The sequence below is a fragment of the Umezawaea endophytica genome (assembly GCF_025061645.1).
Classification (GTDB): domain Bacteria; phylum Actinomycetota; class Actinomycetes; order Mycobacteriales; family Pseudonocardiaceae; genus Umezawaea; species Umezawaea endophytica.
Genome location: NZ_JANYMP010000051.1, coordinates 15195 through 32844 on the forward strand (window position 1 = coordinate 15195; position 17650 = coordinate 32844).

20 protein-coding genes are annotated in these 17650 nt (G+C 65.3%); 7 read left to right on the forward strand and 13 right to left on the reverse strand.

Annotation, left to right across the window (positions count from 1 at the left end; all coding sequences use genetic code 11):
* Positions 1 to 339 precede the first annotated feature (339 nt).
* A complete protein-coding gene (locus NZH93_RS48180; protein ID WP_259630102.1) occupies positions 340 to 1374 on the forward strand; it encodes a DUF3800 domain-containing protein in 1035 nt (344 codons plus the stop codon).
* On the opposite strand, the gene NZH93_RS48185 is transcribed toward NZH93_RS48180, so the two are convergent.
* The 6 genes from NZH93_RS48185 to NZH93_RS48210 all read right to left on the reverse strand — a co-directional run bounded on the left by NZH93_RS48185 (position 1371) and on the right by NZH93_RS48210 (position 6609).
* Positions 1371 to 1736 (reverse strand): phage Gp19/Gp15/Gp42 family protein, encoded by a 366-nt coding sequence (locus NZH93_RS48185; RefSeq protein ID WP_259630103.1) that lies wholly within the window; start codon positions 1734 to 1736, stop codon positions 1371 to 1373. The genes NZH93_RS48180 and NZH93_RS48185 overlap by 4 nt on opposite strands.
* Positions 1737 to 1771: 35 nt before the next feature.
* On the reverse strand, positions 1772 to 1969 hold the full coding sequence (locus tag NZH93_RS48190; RefSeq protein WP_259630104.1) for a hypothetical protein: 198 nt from the start codon (positions 1967 to 1969) through the stop codon (positions 1772 to 1774).
* Positions 1966 to 2961, reverse strand: a complete 996-nt coding sequence (locus NZH93_RS48195; protein ID WP_259630105.1) for an SU10 major capsid protein — start codon at positions 2959 to 2961, stop codon at positions 1966 to 1968. Before NZH93_RS48195 ends, NZH93_RS48190 begins: the two co-directional genes overlap by 4 nt.
* A gap of 33 nt (positions 2962 to 2994) precedes the next feature.
* Positions 2995 to 3771, reverse strand: coding sequence for a hypothetical protein (locus NZH93_RS48200; RefSeq protein WP_259630106.1), 777 nt, complete (start codon positions 3769 to 3771; stop codon positions 2995 to 2997).
* Positions 3772 to 3954: 183 nt separating this feature from the next.
* Positions 3955 to 4920: a hypothetical protein gene (locus NZH93_RS48205; RefSeq protein WP_259630107.1), complete on the reverse strand. Its 966-nt coding sequence runs from the start codon at positions 4918 to 4920 to the stop codon at positions 3955 to 3957.
* Positions 4921 to 5064: 144 nt separating this feature from the next.
* Positions 5065 to 6609 carry a phage portal protein gene (locus NZH93_RS48210; protein WP_259630108.1) on the reverse strand — a complete coding sequence of 515 codons (1545 nt, stop codon included), beginning with the start codon at positions 6607 to 6609 and terminating at the stop codon, positions 5065 to 5067.
* Positions 6610 to 6650: 41 nt separating this feature from the next.
* Between NZH93_RS48210 and NZH93_RS48215 the strand changes: the two genes are divergently transcribed.
* On the forward strand, positions 6651 to 7616 hold the full coding sequence (locus NZH93_RS48215) for a DNA-methyltransferase (RefSeq protein WP_259630109.1): 966 nt from the start codon (positions 6651 to 6653) through the stop codon (positions 7614 to 7616).
* Positions 7617 to 7938: 322 nt separating this feature from the next.
* Positions 7939 to 8727, forward strand: coding sequence for a PDDEXK family nuclease (locus NZH93_RS48220; protein ID WP_259630110.1), 789 nt, complete (start codon positions 7939 to 7941; stop codon positions 8725 to 8727).
* A 3-nt stretch (positions 8728 to 8730) separates the two neighbouring features.
* Here the strand turns inward: NZH93_RS48220 and NZH93_RS48225 are convergent, their stop codons facing one another.
* The 7 genes from NZH93_RS48225 to NZH93_RS48255 all read right to left on the reverse strand — a co-directional run bounded on the left by NZH93_RS48225 (position 8731) and on the right by NZH93_RS48255 (position 14926).
* Complete coding sequence (locus NZH93_RS48225; RefSeq protein ID WP_259630111.1) at positions 8731 to 9684, reverse strand: terminase TerL endonuclease subunit; 954 nt, start codon at positions 9682 to 9684, stop codon at positions 8731 to 8733.
* Entirely contained in the window at positions 9681 to 10370 is a 690-nt protein-coding gene (locus tag NZH93_RS48230; RefSeq protein ID WP_259630112.1) for a terminase large subunit domain-containing protein, read from the reverse strand. The genes NZH93_RS48225 and NZH93_RS48230 overlap by 4 nt, the downstream gene beginning before the upstream one ends.
* Positions 10371 to 10470: 100 nt before the next feature.
* Complete coding sequence (locus NZH93_RS48235; protein WP_259630113.1) at positions 10471 to 10929, reverse strand: phage terminase small subunit P27 family; 459 nt, start codon at positions 10927 to 10929, stop codon at positions 10471 to 10473.
* A gap of 676 nt (positions 10930 to 11605) precedes the next feature.
* Entirely contained in the window at positions 11606 to 12019 is a 414-nt protein-coding gene (locus tag NZH93_RS48240; protein WP_259630114.1) for a hypothetical protein, read from the reverse strand.
* Complete coding sequence (locus NZH93_RS48245) at positions 12003 to 12632, reverse strand: adenine nucleotide alpha hydrolase family protein (RefSeq protein WP_259630115.1); 630 nt, start codon at positions 12630 to 12632, stop codon at positions 12003 to 12005. The genes NZH93_RS48240 and NZH93_RS48245 overlap by 17 nt, the downstream gene beginning before the upstream one ends.
* Positions 12633 to 12775: 143 nt before the next feature.
* On the reverse strand, positions 12776 to 12949 hold the full coding sequence (locus tag NZH93_RS48250) for a hypothetical protein (protein ID WP_259630116.1): 174 nt from the start codon (positions 12947 to 12949) through the stop codon (positions 12776 to 12778).
* A gap of 675 nt (positions 12950 to 13624) precedes the next feature.
* Positions 13625 to 14926: a DUF932 domain-containing protein gene (locus NZH93_RS48255; protein WP_259630117.1), complete on the reverse strand. Its 1302-nt coding sequence runs from the start codon at positions 14924 to 14926 to the stop codon at positions 13625 to 13627.
* Positions 14927 to 15520: 594 nt separating this feature from the next.
* Here NZH93_RS48255 and NZH93_RS48260 point away from each other — a divergent pair.
* The 4 genes from NZH93_RS48260 (at position 15521) to NZH93_RS48275 (ending at position 17641) form a co-directional block, all read left to right on the forward strand.
* Positions 15521 to 15967 (forward strand): hypothetical protein, encoded by a 447-nt coding sequence (locus tag NZH93_RS48260; RefSeq protein WP_259630118.1) that lies wholly within the window; start codon positions 15521 to 15523, stop codon positions 15965 to 15967.
* 87 nt (positions 15968 to 16054) lie between these two features.
* Entirely contained in the window at positions 16055 to 16477 is a 423-nt protein-coding gene (locus tag NZH93_RS48265) for a hypothetical protein (protein ID WP_259630119.1), read from the forward strand.
* Positions 16478 to 16538: 61 nt separating this feature from the next.
* Positions 16539 to 17252 (forward strand): hypothetical protein, encoded by a 714-nt coding sequence (locus NZH93_RS48270; RefSeq protein WP_259630120.1) that lies wholly within the window; start codon positions 16539 to 16541, stop codon positions 17250 to 17252.
* Positions 17253 to 17254: 2 nt separating this feature from the next.
* Positions 17255 to 17641: a hypothetical protein gene (locus NZH93_RS48275; protein WP_259630121.1), complete on the forward strand. Its 387-nt coding sequence runs from the start codon at positions 17255 to 17257 to the stop codon at positions 17639 to 17641.
* Positions 17642 to 17650: the final 9 nt, after the last annotated feature.

Consider the following 17650-nt stretch of genomic DNA (forward strand, 5'->3'; position numbering starts at 1 on the left):
GGGACCACTGCGCGGGCTCCCCGTCGACCTGGAACACGCGGTCGCGCCACACGATGCGTTCTCGGGCGGTGATCGTCGAGGTGGTGAACAGTCGCCAAGTGGTGACGACGGGTTGACGGCCGCGCTCGGTCGGCTCGCTGGACCCGCCGGGCTGGAGCAGGCCCCAGATCGTGCGGCGGACGGCGTCCGGCCCGTAGCCCAGCGCGGGGACGGGGTTGTCGTATGGGTCAGGGGTCTCGGTTGGGGTGATGACCGTAAGCCGATGGGGAAGTTGCAGAACAAGCCTCCTCGTGGAGAAATCGTGCTGATGTCGGTGTCCCGGTACTGCACACTTGTCCGATGAGCGAGGCAGAACCTGCGGTGATCTACGTAGACGAGTCAGGCAACACCGGAGAGAACTTGAGGGATGACGCGCAACCGGTCTTCACGTTCGCGGGTGTGCGGCTGAGTGACGAGCGCGCGTCGGAACTTGTGGGTACGGTGGCCACGAAGCTGCGCAAGTCGGGACCCGAAGAACTCAAGTCTCGTTCGCTGCTGAGGAACGACAGGACTCAGAAGATCCTTCTTGATGCTCTGCAACAACTTCCCGCCGAGACCGCCTTCACGCTGGTGGCCGACAAGCAGTACGTGACCGTCTCGAAGCTCGTTGACCTGCTTGTCGTGGAGACCATGGCGAACAGCGGCTACGACATGTATTTGGATGGTTCCGCACGCTCTCTCGCGCACCTCTACTACTACATCGGACCAGTCATTGGAGACGCTGAGGCGTGGCAACGACTTCTTGTCACCTTTGTAGATTTCGCCGTAGGCAAGGAAGAGGTTTCACCTGACCGGTTCTTCGCCTCGATCGAGGCCTACTTGGCCACTGTCAGTCTCGACGAGCACGATCCGTTTTCGATGCTGGGATCGATCCAGCTCGAAGGTTGGAAGTGGTGGACTAGCCGCCGCCGAGGTGAGTTCAAGGACTCCCTTGATCCCGCGCTCGCGGCATTCGCTGTCTTCTCCCACGAGATCGGTCAACGGATCGGGCCGTTCAAGCTCGTCTGCGACGAGTCTGCGGTGATCCAACGTCACGCGTCGTTCGTGTTGAACGTTGGTGAATACCCAGACCTTGCAAACCCTGGAACGAACTTGCCTTCCTCACCGATCACCGAGCTCGTCTTTGCCGACAGCGCTACGAGCGCCCAGATCCAGATCGCTGACTGGATTGCTGCCACGTCCCGACGGTATGCGGCAACCCGGCTCAAGGACTCGAAGGCGAAGCCGGTGTTGCCTGAATTTGGCGAACTCGTTGAGAGCTGGATGGTGTGGAACATCTGGCCGGATTCGGTCGAGCAGTTTCAGGCGGATCTAGGGCAGGGAGCTGGTAGCTAGATCGTCCAGATGGAAAACGCACCGCGTGGCAGTGGCAGTGGCATGGGCGGACGCAGCAGGTCCAGTTCGTCGTTGGTGAGGTACAGGCCGCCGCCCTCGTGCGCGGCGACCCGTGAGTGACTGCCGGTGGTCTCGGATTTGTTGCCGTCCGCAGGCGAAGCCAATGCCCGCAGCACGGCTGTGACGATCACACCGGGCGTTGTTGCCGGTGGCGGGTCGGAAAGATCCGGGACGCGGACGCGGATGATCGCCGAGGCGTCGCCTATGAACACCGCTGCGCGGGCTTGCTGTTCCGGGGTGAGTTGTACTTCGGTGCGGGCTTGGACGTCGGCGACGGTGGCCAGCGGGATGGGAGCGGACACGGTGACTCCACCCCCGTCCCTGCCGTGGTCGGCCGCTAGGCCGGGTCCTTGCCGGTCTTCCCGGTGACCGCGCTCGGCGGTCGACCTCCGGCCGCGCGCACGCCCAATTCGGCGGGTAGTCCGCGTAGGGCCTCGATGGTGTCCTTGTCGGTTACCTCGGCCTCGCCGTCGACGAACGTCACACCCAGGTCGTGGACGACGAGCTGCGGGTACTGCGGGCTGACGAACTTCACGTGCCACCCCCGACCGGGGCCGTGGCCAGGCCGGTGATCTTGCCGTGGGCGATCTCCGGCCCGTACTCCAGGCCGATCTCGCCGTAGATCTGCGCCCGGTCGGTGCTGCCGGTCTTGGCGAGCGGTTCGGAGAACAGGAACCCCTTGCCGGGCGACTCCAGCAGGACGGGGGCGCACTGGTCGAGGCTGACCACCTGGACAACGTCGGTGGGCATGTACCGGTTGAGCATGATGTTCAACCTGCCGAAGTCCGTCTCGATCGTGGTGACCGCGACGCCACCGACGTTGCGGGTGGCCTCCTGGTAGTTCTTCTTGGTCACGAACTCGGTGGTGAGCTGCCGCTTCTGCCACGCGTTGCACATCAGAGTGGCGGTCTCGGACACCTGGATGCCGCCGTTCTCCCAGACCTTTTGCAACAGGTCGATGACCATCGCTTCGGTCAGCGGCTTGGCGGTGGCGTTGGTGATGACGTTGGTCCGGGTGGCGTCCAGGATGCCCCTGGTCTTGCGCGCGGTGCTGTTGGTGGTGGGTTCCTGGTAGATGCCGGTCAGGAACGTCAACTCGACGTCACGGGCGATCTGCACGAGGGCCTGGCGGGTCTGCCAGTCCATCTCGACCGCAACCGCGTTGCTGCCACCGATCGCTGCGGCGTTGGGGTTGGCCGCCCCGGTCCCGGCGAACATGTTCTGCGTAGCCTGCCGGGTGTAGGTCACGCCCACCGTCTCCTGGTGGATTTCCAGGACGTTGCGGTCCTGGCCCCGGATGCGGGTCTCGGCCGGTGGCGCGTCCGCGCCTTCCAGACGCTGGCGTGCGGGGTCGGGTGGGCGCAGGTCGTAGACGGTCCAGGTGTGCACGATCGCGTTCGCACGGCGCCCGCCGGTCAACCCGCCGATCGAGCTGAGGAACGGCGTGTCGGTCGGCGTCAGGCCGAAGAGTTCACCGACGTAGTTGGGGGAGTTGTAGGTGTTGGCGATGGCAGCGATTCCGGGCAAGGAACCTCCTTACAGGTCAAGGGAAAGCGGCGGTCACCGCTGGGTTCGGGCTTGCTCGACGAGCCGCTGGTTCTTCAGCGAGATCGCCGTGGCCCAGTCGCCGCGGGCTTCGGCCTCACGGATCTGCTCGCCGATCCCGGACGGCCCGCCCGACCGCTGCCCCTGCGAGGGATCCGGGGCAGGGCGACGGGGGCCGTCGACGCGCGCGAGGTGCGGACGCTGAGCGAGCACCGTCGCGAGGTCCGCGGTGATGGCGGTCGTGTCCACCGCGCCGTCCGCGCCGAGGTAGCGGTCTCGGTCGTCGAGGTAGCGGGGTGCGTCGGTGGGGTCGGCCCAACTGGTCGCGGCGGCGCGGATCTCCGCGTCCACGGCCGTGCGCCGCAGGGCGACGAGCTGTGCTTCGGCGGCTGTTGCGCGCTCGACGGCCTTCTCCGCGTCGGTCTTGGTCGCGGCCTCGATCTCGTCCAGCTTCGTGGCCTTGGCCTTGTGGTCCCGCGCGGTCTGCTCGGCACGGGTCAGCTTCGCGCGGACCTCCTCGTACAGCGCCCGGTAATCCGGTTCGGTGGCCTTGCCGGTGCCCTCGACCGGTGCGGTCAGGGCAGGTGATTCGGTGGCCGGTGGAGCTGGTGAGGGCGGCTGTGCGGGAGGTTCCGGCGTGGGCGGGGTGGTGGTTTCGGACAGGGCGAAAACCCCCTTTCGTGTGACGTGAACGGGAGCGCGGACATGGGAAAATCCGCGCGTGAAGAACCGGCCGATGCGCACGCCCGCTGTCGCGGTGCTGCTTGCTGCCTCGGCTGGTGCCCAGGTCATGGCCGGAGTCGACGGCGGGATGACCACGTGGCTCTGGACTTGGCTGGCAGGGACGGTGATCGCCGCAGGTGCAGCCGGACTGCTAGCGGGCGCTGGTCCTGCTTCAAAAAAACCCTGTTTCGGCGGGCCAAGGCGAGGCTGAATTAGCCGCTTGATCAGCAAAAATGACCGAAATAGCGGCCGTTATCGGATGTAGCCGAACCGCTTGAGCTGGTGGACCAGTTCCGCGCGGTCGTCGGCCGCGTTCACGAGCTGCGCCGGGGTCGGTCGATCGACACGCGAGCGGACGTAGCGGGAACCGGGTCGTTTGGACAGCTCTCCGAGCTGACGACCGACACCGCGTTTGGTGGTGGCCTCGCGGGTGAACTCGTAGCCACCGGCGGTGTAGACCGCGCCCCGGCGGCGGGCGTTGACGACACGGGACATGTCCGCCCCGGTCCGGATCGCCTCAGCGGCATCCGCACCGAACGCCTTGTCCTGCTGGGCACGGGTCATCCGCTCGAACAAGGTGCCCGGCGATGCGCTGGCCGGGCCGGTGCCCCACTGGTCGTGGGTGACCGGCTTCATCCCGCAGTCACAACGCGGATGCCGCAGGAATCCTTGGCTGTAGCGGTAGAGCCGACCGGACAGGATGACGCACCGCCCGCACGCGGGCAGGACCACGACCCGCTCGTATCCCGCGATCTCGGGTTCGACCGTGGCGGCGATCTGAACGGCAAGGCGGCCGGTGTCGGCGACCTCGGTACTGACGTAGGTCAGCAACCGGTGCAACCCCAACGCCCGCGCCTCCGAGGGCGGCGCCCCGAGATCCAGTGCGCGCCGTAGGTAGCCGACCGCGAAGTCCAACAGCGGCGCGAGCAGCAGCCCGTTGGCCGCCATCCCCACGAACGCACCCGCCACCAGCAGACCGAGCGGAGCCGATACCGCCGCCGCGGCGGCCAGCGTGCCGAGCACATAGGACTGCGCCAACCCTGCGGCCTGGGCCTGAGCCTGTTCCACGGCGGTGACGACTTCCGGCCGCACGTCGGCTTCCCAGGACTGTTCCAGGTCGGCGACGTCGAGTCGGGTCCACGCGGTCTGGGCTTGCTCGACCGCCTGGCGGACGGTGACCTGCTGGGCGGTGTACTGCTGGGTATCCAGTGGCGTCACGGGTGATCACCGCCGGACCGCAGAAATAGGGGTAACGGAGATCGGCGGATGCGCGACAATCGCGGTGGCGGCCACCCCCCGGCCGCCGTATCCCCGGTCGGGGTTCTCGACCCCCCTGAGCACCCCGACCGGGCGCACACACCGTCAGCGACCGGTCAGCGCCGCTTCACGGAACACCACGGCGGCGTTCCCCCGTCGAGGCGCGGGAACCCGCGGTAAGCCCTGCGCGCTGTCGACTGGCGGCACAGGGGGCGTCTGGCCGGTGTCAGGTTTCGGGCCGAACTCGGCGGCTTGGTCTTCGCCCGTGATTCGCTGGTAGGCCTGCTGGTCCTCGGCTTCCATGTCCAGGATCTGCGCGTCGGAATAGCCCAAGGCCCGCCGTGCGGAACGGCGGGGCAGGAGCTTGTCTGCCGAGTACAGCTTGACCACCCCGTCCGCCTGCGCGGCGAAGGTGGGGGTGGATGGGTCGACCCACTGGGTTTCGACTCGCAGCGCTTCCTGCGGTACGCGGCCGTCGCGCACGTGCAGGACACGGCGGACGACTTCCTCCCAGCCGTCGCCGAAGCTACGTTGACGGCGTTCGGCGCGCTTGATGTGACGGGACTCCGAAGACCGGATGCCGTCCGCCGACGCCGGGTTCTCCGTGGCATAGCCCAGGAAGTGCGGCGGCAACCCCGACAACGACGCCACCAACCTGGACAGTGCGTTGAGCGTGTTGTGGAAGTTCGACAGGTCGGCCTCGGGGAACTGCCCGACCGCGACCCCGTCCTCCTTCGGGGACTTGGACGAGGCCCATAGGACCCCGGCGACCGCTTCCCACGGGGTCAGCGGCTTCCCCTGCGCGTCAACGAAATCTTCCTTGTCGAACCCCAGCGCATACCTTCTGGGCATCGCGTGGAACTCAGCGCTGATCATCATGTCGGTGGCGATCTTGCACGCGGCATCCGAGAGCGGGAGCACACTGGCCAGCTCGGAGCGCCCGAGCCGCGGAGGTGCGGTGCGGCGTCTGCGAGTCCGCGGGCGGTTCACCAGCGGGACGACGGGGACCGCGCCCATGCCGTGTTCGTCGCGGTCGCTCTCCTCCCAGACCGCGCCGCCGTTGTCGGAGGAGTACCAGATGGTCTCGTTGGGCAGGTAGAGGGTGGCGTAGGCCTCGGTGAGGCCGTCGCCGCTCTCGTCGTCGTACTGCCGCTTGACCGCAGCCCGAACCTTGCGGGTGCGCGGGTCCAGATCGACATGGACGTCCAAGGGGGATTCGACCGTCACCAGCGGCGTGTTCGTCCGGTCCTCGTTGGTGCCGACGATCGCGAACGACCGGCCCAACGTGAGGGCGTCGATGTGGGCCTGCTCGGAGTGCAGGTCCAGCCGGTTGGCCTGCCAGATCGCCCACAGTTCCCGATCGGCCGCCTGCTCGCCGCCGAGCCGGAACCCGGTGACGTCGAGGCGTTCGTCCAAGGCGTCCACGACGAGCTGCGGCCAGTTGATGACGACCTGGCGGACCCTGTTGTCCAATCGGCGGATCAGCTCCGGGTGCATGTACGACAGCGACTGTTCGCCCTCGTAGTAGGAGTCGAGCACCTCCAATTCCGGGATCTGTGCGTTGTGCAGCCGAGACAGGCGGGCCACCCACTGCTCAGGGGACAGCTCAAACTTGGTGGTGATCAGAACGATCACCACCAAGATGGGCATGCCGAGGATGTCAGCAGCAGTGGAACCTCTAGGCTTCCGGCGTGACCGCTGACCCCATGCTCCCGTTTGATACTGAGGTTGACGGCAACAGGGTGGAGCACGGTGACGCCTATGACCTGCTCGCGACCTTGCCGGAGGCCTCAGTCGATCTGATCATTACCTCGCCCCCGTATTGGGGGCTGAGGTCATACGGGCAGCAACACGACGAGTCTGTTTTGAAGAAGTGGCTCGATTTGGGGAATGACGTTAGCGACGCTCCTAGTTACGATTGGTACCGCCAGAACGGTGGCATGCTGGGATTGGAGCCACTTCCCGAGTGGTTCGTTGCCCACCTGGTCGAAATCTTCGAGCGCGGAAAGGATGCGCTCAAGCCAGGAGGGAGCATGTGGATCAACTTGGGGGATACCTATTTCGCTCGATGGTCAAGCATTCGGGAAAATGGACGGCAAGGCCTAGGTGGGAATGCGCGAGAACGTCGCCGCACTCCAATGGGTGGATTTCGCCAAGAAAAGCAGTTGCTGATGGTCCCCGCGCGCTTCGCTATCGCAATGCAAGACAACCGATGGATTTTGCGAAACGACCTAATTTGGTCTAAGCCGAATGTGCCTCCGCGGCCGGAAGTTGACCGCCTACGACTTTCTCATGAGCACTTCTTTCACTTCGTTAAGCGCCAAAAAGAAGGCCGTCCGAAGTATTACTACAAGCTTGACCAGGTGGAGGACGGGACTCGCGACGTTGTTGAAGTCAACGTTGGGTCTGGTTCGGGCGGACACTCGGCGACGTTCCCACTCAAGCTCATCAAGCCGCGCATTGTCAGCTCTTGCCCGCCTCGCGGAACTGTGCTGGATCCGTTTTGCGGTACGGGGCGGGCGCTGACCGTTGCTATCGAGACCGGTCGAAAAGCAATTGGTTTCGAAATGAATGAACCATTTGTGAAAGCCGCGCGCCTCGGCCTGCTTGGAGTGAGCAAAAAAGAGCAAGCGCAAGGGGGAAAGCGTGAGCGGTAAAAGTAGTAGAAGTAAGCGCGAGCCCGGCAACTTTATTGCCGAGTGGTTTGGTCACCGCGTCTACCCAATTGTTGCCAACAGTGGCAGAGCTTATGAGGACCAGGACGGTAAGCGGTGTCCCTTCGTCTCTGACGTCACAGGCACTTCAACTGGCTGCGTCAAGCCAACATCAAAAGGTGTCTGCACTGTCAGCAGCACGAGCAACGGTGTGAGGCAAGATTGGCTTGCGTGTCCGTATCGGGTTCTTGACCCAGTCCTCTTGGACAACGCCGCGCGCCGCTTGTTTGGCCACGAGGCTGACTCTCATGTAAACCTCGTACCGATGACCACTCTGGAACATCGTCCTGGTGCCACCCGTTTCCGCGAGGCGGTCAGGGAAGGCGTGCCGAGTATCGTGTACTTCCAGAACCGCTTGGGAGGTGAAATCGGCATTAGGGCCACGCCGAGGTCTCCACAGCTTTCGTTCGACGCCACGATGATCGAGATTTTGCCAGGCGATACGCCAACAGGCCTAAAGCTTGGCCGGTATGGCATCTTCGAGATCCAGACAATGGATTTTCATGGTAGCTACCGTGCAGCGATGAAGAATCTTGAGAATGCGCTACATCTTCACAAGGAAAAATTTGCCGAAGCTGTTCAGGGCAACCCGCAATGGGTCTCAGAGGGCATGGAAGGCCCCAACATTGCGAACGTGTTCAAGCGTACTTTCTATCAGATGATGTTCAAATTCCAGATTGGTGGCCACGGCGACTCTACGGGATGCGTGTTCGCGCTGCCGCGCGCCGTATGGGACAGTTGGCAGCGCCACCTTGGGGCACCCGAGCTGGTCGAGCAAGAAGACGGAACTTGGCGTTTGCGAACAGACAAATTTACTTTGCCGTCGAAGCCCTCTTCCTGGATCTATGTATTCGACATTGAGGCTGATAGTGACGTTTCGCCGAGTCCCATCAAGCTCTGGCGAGTAATCGGCACCAGCGCCGAGATCCTTGCTCACTACGCGCTCGACGTCGCGCCCGCGGCAGCACTGGAAGTAGGGGGATCGGTCGAACAGCTTTTGAATTCAGTCAGGACGAAACTCCGTAAGTGTCTTCCTGAGCTTGCGCTTGGCTAAGACTTATCCAAGCACTGTCATCTTGGATGACTTGCGAGGTTTCTGGCCGCGCAACCGCCATCCACCCACCGCCATCGCCGCAGTCGGCACGGCGTCGATGCGCTTGCCGGTCTTACCGCGTTCAGGCTTGTCCGGCCGGATGAGGTCGGGTTCGCCAGGTGGGTGGCGGACTTCGACAGAGTCGAAGCAGAACGCCGCGACGGGGTTGCCGTGGTGTGACCACGCCCGTGAGCGGGTCAGGGTCATCAGTTCGGTCATGCCGTGGGTCATGCCCTTGTAGGTCTGCGGTACCGGGTACATCGGCACGCCGGTCCGGCGTTCCAGGCGTTGCCGCACCGGTTCGCCCGACCACTCGTCGTAGGAGATGTCGGCGACGCGCAACAGGCCGGTGTCTGCGGTGACGTCGTCCTCGATCACGTCGTAGTCGATGACCTCGCCATCTGTGACGGTGATCCACCCCTGCTCGACCCAGCGGGACACGCGGCCCTCGGTGAAGTCGTCCAGAAAGCTCACGCCGGTCTCCGGGAGCCAGAACCTCCACAGCACCGACGGGTGGCCGTCGATGCCCTCCGGCACGACCAGGCACCACGCGGTCAGGTCCAGTTTGGACGCGAGGTCGAGTCCGCCCCATGCGGGTCGACGGGCCAGCGCTTCGCGCAGCCGTGCCGGGTGGTCTGTTTCGGTGCCGGTGCACGCGGTGTAGAGGTGCATTGGCATCCACCGCGTGGTCTGCGAGACCCACTGGTTGAGCCGGTACTGGCGAAACGAGTTCTCCCGCGCGGGGTCATTGAGGGCTTCAAGGGCTTCCTCCCGTAGCGCGGACAGCGACAGGAAGTCCCCGAGCGCGGGGTTGGAGTGAAACCAGTTCCTCTCGTCCCACGGGTCGGCGTCCTCAGGCAGGTTGCGCAGGTAGACGAACCTGTGCGGCGCCCGTGACGGGTCGTCGGCGATCTTCACGCACTCGTCGTGCTCGGCCTTGGCGAACGAGCTGGGGTCGTCGCCAGCGGGGTCGCCGCGAGCAACAGCGGCTCCAGTCGGGTGCCCATGCCGGTGCGCATCGCAGTCCAGAACCGCCCATCCGGCTGAGTCAGGACCTCGTCGAAGATCACACAGGACGGGTTGGAGCCCAGGTTGCCCAACGCGTCGGAGGGAACGACGACGTAGACGGAGTTGGTCTTCTCGTCCACGATGCGCGCGGAGTGCTCGATGACCCGCAACCGCTTGGACAGCACCGGGGACAGAGCGACCATGCGGGCGGCGACGTTGAACACGAGCTTGGCCTGATCGGTGTCGCGGGCACAGCCGTAGACCTCGGCGGACTCCACGCCGTCGCCGACGAGCATGTAGAGCGCGACGAACGCCAACAGCTCGGACTTGCCGTTCTTGCGGGCGAGCTCGATCCAGCCGATACGGAACCGACGCACGTAGCACTGGGCTTCGTCGTCCCACCGGACCTCGCCGAACAACGGCCGCACGATGTCATCGCGCTGCCACGGGGCGAGGACGAACGGCTTGCGCGCCCACCTGTCCTTGGTATGGACACAGATTTCCTCAGCGAACGCCTGGGCGTGGTCAGCGCGAGGCTTGCAGAGGTGTTCGCCGCGTTTGCGGCAAGTGTGGCCATCGAAAGTGCGCCCGCACACCGGCAACCGCGCCCCGCGATGGGGTGTCTTGGTGGTTGTTCGGGGCGTAGCGGTGCCGGTGCGCGAACTGGTCGTGGTGCGCTGGTGGTTTGCGCGGGACTTAGCTGAGGAGGCGGCCCGGTCCGCCCGCATTGTGGTCGCCGCCCACCTCCACCTTGATGGCCTGACGATCCGACGGCGTCAGGCCGAACCGGGCGGCGTAAGTCAGGAATGTCCGCTCAGCCTCGGCCTGAACTTGCAACGCGGGGTTCTTCATCAGGCCGGATCCGCCCTGCACCAGCAGCGCAGATCCGTTGACCAAGGCCGTGGCATTGCGGTAGCGGTTGAGCGCCTCGCACAGCACAAGGAACGCATCGGCGTCCCACGAGGTGAGTACGCCTCGCTGCTCTAGTCCGGGACCAAGCCGCGCCCAGATTTCGCGGGCACCATCCGAGGCCCAGTCTTGGCAGGCGATGTCCTGCGTGGGCGGAATGGGCTCGGTGTCGTTGATGCGGTCGGTGCGATCGCCGTGCAGGACGCGGAGTTGTGTCGGCTTCGCCGCCGGACCGCGCTTTCCCACTTCGAACACCTCCGATGGACCGCCATGCTCATCCGATCGGGTGGCATTTTGGTTGCGGTGCGTTATGGGGGACGTGACAAATACAGGTCGGCGCGCTGTACCTGCTGTCCGCGATGGACAGAAAGGTCATCGAAAGTTCTCGGTGGTCAGGGCAGCGTAGATCGCCCGATACAGTTATTGGCGGATCACAGGTGGCCCACCGTCCCGGCAACATGCATGGGTCGGGAAGGTCTCGGCCCTGCCCACTTTGGTGGGCAGACCTTAGGGAGACCGAGTGATCCGTCGTAAGCAGGCTGGGGACGGGGGGCGTAAGCGTCGCCGAGACGACGACCCAAGAGGAAGTGGAGTTCCGCAAGGGTCGCCGTCGTTCTCGGCCTTCTGGTACAGGTCGTGGGATTGCTGAGTAAGCTTTCCGACCTGTTGACCAGGTAATCGCTGGTCGGGTGGCGTGCCGCGAGGCATGTCACCCGACCAGACTGTAGGACTTAACGCATGCGTACTGTCCTACTTGTCCGCAACACAAGTCTGTCACAGTGTCGGAACCGGTTGTGCGTTAGGTACACGAGAACGGTATTTAGGTTCCTGAACTACGGCCTCGGGACGGGCTGGAAGCGCGGCGGGTCAGGACGCGGCGGGCGCCCGCGAGCAGGCGGCCGAGTCGGTTGCGCATGGTTGGTTACTCCTCCTCTCGTAGGTCGGGGTTGGGCATGGCGACGCCGAGGACTGCGGCAGCCGCCAGACCATCGAGGTACTTGTCTCCGATGTGGAACAGCCGCGCGGCGTGCAGAAACGCGTCCTTCTCGTCGCGGGACTTGAAGCACAGCGCGAACCAGAACTCCGAGTCGGTGGCGAGTCGGAACCGTTCGTCCTCGCGCTTGGTGCGTTCGCGGAAGCCGATGGCCAGCGCGTCGAGTTCGGCGGTGGAGTCGGTGGCCAGGTCCCCGCTGTACTCGACGCCCTCCAGTGGATCGGATTCGGGTTCGGCGTTGAGCTGCGCCAACAGGTCGGCTTGCGAGGTCGGTCCGCCGATGGCGGCGGTGGCCTGGAGCTGGGCCAGGAGGTCAGCGTTGGGGTCAGCGGGTGAGGTCACGGCGGAACACCTCCAAGTCGGCGAGCGGGAACCACTCCAGGATCCGGGCGTAGTCGTCGGGGGCGTGGCGCCGGATCGGGTCGAGGAACCGGAAGTCCATGCCGTCGAAGCTGCGGCCGAACCACTCGTACTCCTCGGGCAGCGGACAGTTGTGCCGTGCCAGGGCTTCGCGGACGTCGGCGATGCGCCAGTCCCACACGATCGACACCTTGCGCAGGTGTTCGCGCTTGGGGCCGTGGGTGACCATCGCCATGCGCCGGTTCGGGGAGTCCGCGGCGCGCACGCCGTCGGCGTTCCAGGCCGCGGGCAGGTCGAGATCCGCACGGATCAGCTCGGCCAGCTCCTCATACGTGGGCTCGGGGAGCTGGGCGGACTCGATGACCGCCGCACGTTCCGGTGGCTGGAACAGCAGGCCGTTGAGCCACCGGTACAGCGAGGGGTGCGGCAGGTTCAGGATCGGCACGCCGAAGAAGTCCTCGTAGAACTTGCGGGACTCCTCGACAAACCGCAGGTCCGGCACGAGGTACAGGTGATACGGGACGACCTCGATTCCGGCGTCGCGCATCGCCAGCCACGAGGCGAGCGAGTCCTTGCCTCGGCTGAAGCCGAGCAAAACCGGTTTCCCTTCGGCCGCGAGTTCGGCGCGGATCTGTTCGGACGGGGTGATTCCGTCGATGGTGATCGGTACGGCACACCTCCGGTGGTCGTGATGCGTGGCGGATCGGTGATGCACGGTGCATCACCGGGCGAGGTGGTTCAGGCCGTGGTGTCGCGGGCGAGGATCCGGCTCACCGTGGACTGTGCGACCTGCGCGTGCGGGGCGATGTCGTGTTGGGCAGCGCCCAGCTCGTATGCTTGTCGCACAAGGGTTTCGTGCTCGTCGACCCAGGCGTGGACCTGGTCGGCGGCCAGGGCCAGGCGGTCGAGCACAGCGGCCAATTCGCGCCCGGTTTCGCTGTCCTCGGGGACGGGTCGGCGGACGTGGGATCGGCGTTGCCGGAAACCTGGCAAGACAGGATCGGGCCTCAGTGGCTTGTGCCCTTCCGGACCAGTCAGGGGTCACCCCCCTGGGGTGGAGCGTGCCCGGTCCACGAGGTCGTCTGGTCGGCGCTTGGAGCTGATCTCACGGGCTGTTCCACCCTCCTCGGGTCCGGGGATCCACTGCGGTGACACGGGCATGGCACGGCCCACACAGCCCCCGGCCCCTACTCGGGTCATCCGGGTCAAGCCCAGCGGCTACCAGCTCACGGCGGGTCAGTGGCCAGTGATCGGCCACCGTGGGTGGTTGTCCACACCGGTTATCCACATGCTGTGGACACCCAATGTGGTCACAGCGGCACACTCGGTCACGGGCGAGCACTGCCGGACGGAAGCGGGACCGGTGAGCACCGGTGTAGCCGCGCTGTGTGCTCGTGCCGTGGGCGCGGCGGGAACGGCTGCGGCAGTCGGGGCACATGCCGCCGGTCGTGGTGGCGTTCCCGCATCCGGGGCGGGTGCAGGTGCGGGAGGCACGGGCAGGCAACGGCCTCGACCCCCGAGCACCGGACTGCCCCCGGCACACGGTACCGGGGGCAGTCGGTTAGCCAGATTGGCTAGAGGACTTGGCTAGAGCCCTTCGGACAGCAGATTCAGAGCGGTCTGTGCGGTATTGCTGCTCTCCCTGGCAGGGAACAGGACGGCCATGTCACGGGCCTTACGGGCATCCTCGGTACCGGGCTTGACGGGCTTGACGGTCTGGGTCCAGCACAAGACGGCCAGCAGAGCGGCCCACCTGGTGCTCTTGATCTTTTCGGTGAGGTCCACCTCACCCCGGAACAGCTTGCCCACCACCCCGGAACGGAGGTCGTAGAGGTCGAACAGGGCCTTGCCGGCACCGGGCTGCGGCTTGTCCTTCAATACCGTGTCGGCGAACGTCTCGAACTGCTGAGCGGTCATTTTCTTATGGCTCAGCTTGGTGGCGATCTCGCCGAACCCCTCCGCGAACCGGGTGAACAGGTCCAGGGCTTCACTGGCTTCGGTGATCCTGGTGTCGGAGTTGTTGTCCGGGGTCAACTCCACCCGGTCGGACAGGTCCGGCAAGACCACCGGGATGACGGTGTGGGTGCCGGTGTGCACCGGCATCACCCGGAGCACGGAACCACGGCCGGGCACCAGGGAGTTGACCAGGACGGCCCTCATCTCCACGGTGTCCACCTTGCCCACCGGCACCATGTCCGGCACCCGGACAGAGGCAAAAGCTCCGGTGGAGTCCCACAGCGGACCGGCGGGACCGGTCTTGGCACCGGTGGACTTGAGGATCTCGGTCAGGATGCTGCCCCGGACCTCAATCGGTACCGGGTTGGCCTCACGGATGGTGTGCCCGATGTGGCGGAACCCGAATTCCTCGGCCTTGTCCACCATCACCAGAGACCACACACCCGGTGCTGCCACCGGCACGGTGGTGTGGTCCGGCTCCACCAACCCCTTGTCATTGGGGTAGTCGGCCAGCATGGGGCACCCGGAGGTGTGCTTACGGCCTGATACCTGGTCACAGTCGGTGCACTTGTCGGACGGGACCAGAGCGGCCATCGGCTGACGGGTGACACTCCACCCGGACACCCCTGCCTTTTTCAGCAGTTCGTTCACGGTCCGGCTGCTGTTGTTCGCCGTCGCGAGCCGCGACCACACGTCCTTGTCCGGCCGGACCTGCACCGGCTCCTCCACCTTGGCTTTTGCCGGTGCCTTGACGGGCTTGCCCTCTGCGGGGGCGGCTACGGGCTTGGCCGGTGCCTTGTCCCTGGTGGTCTTGGCCGGTGCCTTGCCCTCCACCTTGGTCGGTACGGCCTTGACGGGTACAGGTTTGGTTTCCACCTTGGCCGGTGCCTGCTGGGACTCCTGGATGGGGGCAGGGGTCTTCGGTTCAGTCATGGGATTTCCCTAGAAACGGCCAGCACTCTTCTCGGGTGCTTGGCGGTGGGATTTAGGTGACACCCAAGACATTACCGGCCACATAACCCCTTTCAAGCCTTTTAGGGAATCTCCGGACAAAGTGACTACGAACGGTCTAACGCATATTCGGACGATCTTCGACGTGGAGTCGTGGCAATGAAAAAGGGGCCGCGAACAGTGTCCGCGACCCCTTCCCGTTCTCGTCGGACCAGTGTCACCTAAACCCGAGGGAACGCCGGACATCATGTCGCATCACCGTGACCACTGTCGAGTCATGGCCTCTCACCAGCGAATACGGTCGACATGGCACGGCAGTGCGTCGCATCATCGAAGTCATCACCGGAAAAGAAATCGCATTCGTCAACATTCAATGGATCACAGGAGAGGGTTTCTGCTCCATTCGGGTGATCTTTGCTTGTATTCATTGTCCGGACATAAGAGAATTGACATTGTGCGGAATTGCTCGGTCTGGGGTGTGGCAACACCCCGGACGGGAAACGAGAAGCGGAGTGAACAATGGCAGTGGAAATCGACGACCGTGAACCCCGGACGGAAATTGTCCGGGGGCGACGTGTGTACGGCGCCCAGTGGGCGCGCACCGCGGAACTGGGCACGAAAGCCTTGGCGCGGCGGATCGTGCTGGACGTGGAGTACAAGTACGGCCTGACCCACGCGCCGCTCGACCCGGACCGGCCGTTCGGGATCGCGGCATGGGTCTACCGCGCACCCTCGGGCGACTGCATCGACTTCGAGGTCTACGGCATGACCGACAGCCTCCTGCGCGACCCGCAGTGGAGCGGGCAACTGCGCACCGACCTGGGGCACCTTGTGGCTCGGTACAACTGGGTCAACCGCGAGCGTCCGCAGGACCAGAGGTTCGGCGGTGGCGCGGTCTACCTGTGCACCGAGGCCGAGGAGCGCGCCCGCGACGGCCGCTCCGGACACGTGAGGGTCTACCGGCGCTGGCTGGGTTGGCTGGGACGGCGCTTCCGGCCGTACCTGCCCGTCGCCTGCGACTGATCACCCCGGATACAGCGACGCCCCCGGTCAAACGGTGTGGCAACACCATCCCAGGGGCGCGCTGTCGGAACCCGAGAAACGGCGAACATGAATTCCGACGAACCGCAGACTAGCAACCCCGACGAGCACGCGGTCTTCCTCGCCCACGGCGTGCTGGAGATCGCCCGAGGACAGTTCGGCCGCGCGGTGACCAGGCTCGCCACCCAGTCGAGCGCGGAAGCGACCGCGTTGCGCACTGTGCTGACCGAGCAAGCCTCCGAGGTGCGCGCACTGCACGCGCTGTCTGTGGGCTACGGGTGGAGCGACGCAATCCACCGCGTCACCACTCCGGACGCGCTCGCCCGTGCCCGCGAACACGGCCACGTCGGCACCGACCTGGCGACCGGGTGCCCAGTGCTCACCGGGACCGGCCAGCGCGCGCTGTCCCGGTGGCGGGACTTCGTCTTACCACTGCGGGACCTGCCCGAGTACGCGCCTATGTGGCTGTTCGTCCACGGGCTGGACGGCTGACCTATTCACCGCTGCCCCGGTGTGGCAACGCCGGGGCAGCGCTTCGAGAAAGGCACTACGCATGACGGAACCAGCGGACACCGCCCATGACGGGCAGGAAGACCTGGACGTGCACGGCATGTTCCTGATCATGAACCTGTTGGGCGGCTGCAAGGGATTGCGGCTGCGCGAGGGGATGAGCGAGTACGTCACGATCGAACACGGCGAGACGGTCGACTACGACGACGTGCAGCGGGTGTACGCGCGGGCGGATCTACTCGAACTCCCGGTCCGCTACTCCGACACGGTCGGCAGCGACATCGACGTGGTGAACCAGCAGGAACTCGTGGTCGAGTTCGGCGCATCGACGTTCGTCGTGCTCCACAACGAGTTCGCCGACGCGCACGGTCTCGCGTTGCCGGTGTGTCGACCGCTTCCCGGCGACGCCGACAACTCCCGACTTCGCCGACTGTTCGAGATGGTGACCCGCTTGAGCGATCACCCGGTGTTGAACAAGGAACGCCACGCCCGCTACCTCAACGACTTGGCGGACATGGCATGGCGATCACACGTGCGCCGCTCCGTGATCGCGGCTCTGCCCGACCTGTCGCCGGATGACGAAGGCGACCAGCGGATCACCGGTGCCGCCCTTGACACCCGCGAGCCGATCAAGACCGCCTACTTCGGGTTCGAGGACACCACGTGGACGGCCACGACGCGGTACACGGTCAAGAACGCCCGTCACGACGATGCGGTCCGGTATGTGGCCGTGACCCTGTTCGGTTGGGAGGTCTGATCATGGCGAAGCTCGACAGGAGCGCGGTGGACCTGCCGCCGTTGCCGGTGCAGTACGAGGACTTCTACGACGGCCACGAGTGGCGCGGGGAGATGCAGCAGCGCGGCTGGAGCGTGCCCGGCTTGTGGGGCCGAGACGGCTGGAACCTCGGCACGTGGCCGCTTACAGCGGTCGCGCTGTTCGCCGCGCCGACGGCGAAAGTCTGGGCCTATGTCACCTATGTGGAGGGTGACGTGGACGTGCACGCGTTCGACAGCGAGGACGAGCGCGACCGGGCGGTCACAGAGGAAGTGGTGTTCTGGTGGCGCAACGGGGACGCGGTCGGCCCCGAGGACCTTCCGGAGACCGGCTACCTGGAGCACCACCACGGCCCGTTTCCGGGATTCTGATCGCAGCGA